This window comes from Pseudorhodobacter sp., assembly GCF_030452865.1.
Classification (GTDB): Bacteria; Pseudomonadota; Alphaproteobacteria; order Rhodobacterales; family Rhodobacteraceae; genus Pseudorhodobacter.
In genome coordinates this window covers 1-2736 of the sequence record NZ_JAKDLJ010000446.1, presented here as the reverse complement: position 1 = coordinate 2736, position 2736 = coordinate 1, and the positions used below count along the sequence as shown (strand labels likewise).

Genomic DNA, 2736 nt, shown 5'->3' with positions numbered 1-2736 from the left:
ACGAATCCGTGGCGGCTTTGGACGTGTCGATTCAAGCCGATGTGCTGAACTTGTTGAAAGAGATTCAGCGCGAGATGGGGTTGACCTTCCTGTTCATCAGCCATGATTTATCAGTCGTGGCGCATACTTGCGACAATCTGGCGGTGATGTATCTTGGCCGCTTGGTTGAAACCGCGCCAACACGCGATCTGTTCAAAGCGCCGCGCCATCCCTATACCAAGGCCCTGTTTTCCGCGATTCCATCGCTTGACCCCGATGATCGCCGCGGCGGGCAAAAGCTGATCGGGGAGATTCCATCACCGACGAACCAGCCTCCCGGCTGCAAATTCCATACCCGCTGCCCCAACGTGATCGACCGCTGCCGGGTGGAGGAGCCAAGTTTGGAAAACCCCGGCGATGGCCATGCGGTATCCTGCCATCGTTGGCGTGAATTGCTGGCGGTTCCGGCCGGCTGATCGGGAGAACACTCACCCTGCGGGGGTAAGGAGTGCGGCCAAGGCGCGCTGTGACTTGGTGACATCGGCGAGGCTGTAGCGATCAAGACTGGCAAAGAATGCTTCCTGCGCATCTGCCAGCGGTGCGCGCAAACCGCAGACGGGGAGGATCAGGCAGGAGGCATTGTGTCCAAAACACTCCACCACCGGATCACTTTTCTTCAGCACGCGCACGACCGCGCCGATATTGATCTGTTCGGCGGGGCGTGACAGCCGCAAGCCGCCGCCGCGCCCGCGTTCCGAAGTGACAAAGCCGCCGTGGGCGAGTTGGGTGGCGACTTTTGCCAGATGGTTGGCCGACAGCCCGAAAACCCGCGCAATTTCCGTGGAGGACACCCGCTCCGGCGCCCGGACGCAAAGAGTGACGAGCACGCGCAACGCGTAATCGGTGAACTTATCCAACTGCATGCGGTATAATTAACATTTACAATGCGCATTTAGAAGCTGTATATAATGCGTATCCGTAATACCTGTTTAAGGAACGTCCCATGAAGATCGCAGATGCAATCCTATGGCCGGGGACGAAGGTGTGTGAATGGATCGGGGTTGACCCAACGGCGGATGCCGGTTTGATCCGGTCCATGTTCAACATGATCTTTTATATTGTGGTGATCCTGGGCGGATTTTGGGTCTATTATGGCTTGGTGTCCTGACAGGCGCTGATCGCCCACAGCCTTACTGCCATCGCCGCGCTTTCGCCCGCAGGGTCGATCCCGCCTGATGCTTGCACCAGACGGGATACAACAGGAAAAGCCGATCAGAACCCGGCTTTGATCTTTTCGAACTCTTCCAGCATGCGGTCGCGCATCTTGCTGTCGATGGGGGTTTGCGCCAGCAGCGTGGTGTCGATCGGATTGACATCGGCCGCGACCAGTTCTTCCGGCGGAATGGCGGCCAAGCCGCGATTGTTGGTGGCGGCGTAACCAAAGCCGTCCAGCAGCGCCTTGGCAGAGCCATCGTCAAGCCATGAGTTGATGAAATCATAGGCCTTGTCTTCGGAGCCGGGGGCATCCTTCATGTTGACATAGCCGCAAAACCAGGTCGCCGCCCCTTCCTTGGCTTGGCGCTGAAAGCCAACGTCGAACCCTTCCTGTCGCATCAAGGCGATGGAATCGTTCCACGACCAAGCGACCAGCACCTGACCGCCTGCCATGAGTTGTGACAGCTCGGATGGGTCCGCCCAATAGGCCACCACATTTTCATGTGCCTTGCGCAACCAGGCGGCGGCGGCCTGATACTGTTCTTCGGTCAGGTTCGTCCAGTCCGAAACACCGGTCGCGAGCAGCGCCAGTGACCAGATATCGTCGGTATTGTCAGGCAGTGAAATCCGACCGGCATATTTGGGGTTCAGGAAAACATCGAGCGATGCGACATCCTCTGCGGGAACCTCCTTGGTGTTATAGGCGACGGCTGTGTAGGCGTAATCCGTTGGAATGTACCAGACGCCGGTTTCATCCTTGAAAATCTTTGAATTCAGGAACCGCGGAGCGATCTGGTCGAAATTCGGGATGCGTGACACATCCCACGGCTCAATCAGCCCGGCATCGCGGTATTTTGACACCATCTGAGAGCAGGGATGCACCACATCGGCCTTGAAGCCGGAGGAAACCTTCTGGAAGGCTTCATCGTCATCGCCGAACAGCGCATAGGTCGGCATCTGGCCGTTCTTGGCGATATAGGATTTCATCAGGCCTTCATCCTCAAACCCGGCCCAATCGAAGGCGATCAGGTCAGGGTCAGCGGCAAATGCTGCGGCAGCGGGCAGGGCGAGTGCGAATGCCGCCCCGAGCATCAGTTTGGTCATGGTCTTCATGGGTGTCTTCCCCTCCGTTGGTGGCAGTTGGCGCTTGTCGCACCTTTATGCCCGGCCAAGGCTAGGCGGTGTTTCGGTCCGGCTCAAGGGGGAAAGTGCCGCGACGGGTTGCGTCAGGCTGCGGCTTTGGCTTGCGGCTGCGTGGTCGATGGATAAGATCAGGGCCAAGGCCACGAACAGGTGCGCCAAAGCAAAGGGAGACGATCGTGGAACTGGATGTGGGATTTGTGCGGCAACAGTTTCCGGCGTTTCAAAGCGCCGAACTGGCGGGGCAAGCGTTTTTTGAGAATGCCGGTGGCTCTTATACCTGTGGTGCGGTGATCGACCGGCTGACCCGGTTTTATACACATCGCAAGGTGCAACCCTACGGACCCTACAAGGCGTCGGCACTGGGCGGGGCGGAGATGGATGAGGCGCGCGCGCGCCTTG

4 protein-coding genes and 1 pseudogene are annotated in these 2736 nt (G+C 58.4%); 3 read left to right on the top strand and 2 right to left on the bottom strand.

The window, feature by feature from the left end:
• A partial coding sequence (locus L0H65_RS17840; RefSeq protein ID WP_367652015.1) for an oligopeptide/dipeptide ABC transporter ATP-binding protein occupies positions 1 to 455 on the top strand: 455 nt, incomplete at its 5' end.
• Between the two features lie 12 nt (positions 456 to 467).
• On the opposite strand, the gene L0H65_RS17835 is transcribed toward L0H65_RS17840, so the two are convergent.
• Entirely contained in the window at positions 468 to 902 is a 435-nt protein-coding gene (locus L0H65_RS17835) for an Rrf2 family transcriptional regulator (protein ID WP_301460559.1), read from the bottom strand.
• Between the two features lie 80 nt (positions 903 to 982).
• On the opposite strand from L0H65_RS17835, the gene L0H65_RS17830 reads away from it, so the two are divergent.
• Positions 983 to 1147 carry a hypothetical protein gene (locus L0H65_RS17830; protein WP_301460558.1) on the top strand — a complete coding sequence of 55 codons (165 nt, stop codon included), beginning with the start codon at positions 983 to 985 and terminating at the stop codon, positions 1145 to 1147.
• Between the two features lie 104 nt (positions 1148 to 1251).
• On the opposite strand, the gene L0H65_RS17825 is transcribed toward L0H65_RS17830, so the two are convergent.
• Positions 1252 to 2307, bottom strand: coding sequence for a PotD/PotF family extracellular solute-binding protein (locus L0H65_RS17825; protein ID WP_301460557.1), 1056 nt, complete (start codon positions 2305 to 2307; stop codon positions 1252 to 1254).
• 206 nt (positions 2308 to 2513) lie between these two features.
• Here L0H65_RS17825 and L0H65_RS17820 point away from each other — a divergent pair.
• Positions 2514 to 2736: pseudogene (locus tag L0H65_RS17820) on the top strand (nitrogen fixation protein NifS); the annotation flags it as partial.

Coding starts and splice junctions, on each gene's coding strand:
- L0H65_RS17835 (WP_301460559.1), bottom strand. CDS start 902: ATGCAGTTGGATAAGTTCACCGATTACGCGTTGCGCGTGCTCGTCACT.
- L0H65_RS17830 (WP_301460558.1), top strand. CDS start 983: ATGAAGATCGCAGATGCAATCCTATGGCCGGGGACGAAGGTGTGTGAA.
- L0H65_RS17825 (WP_301460557.1), bottom strand. CDS start 2,307: ATGAAGACCATGACCAAACTGATGCTCGGGGCGGCATTCGCACTCGCC.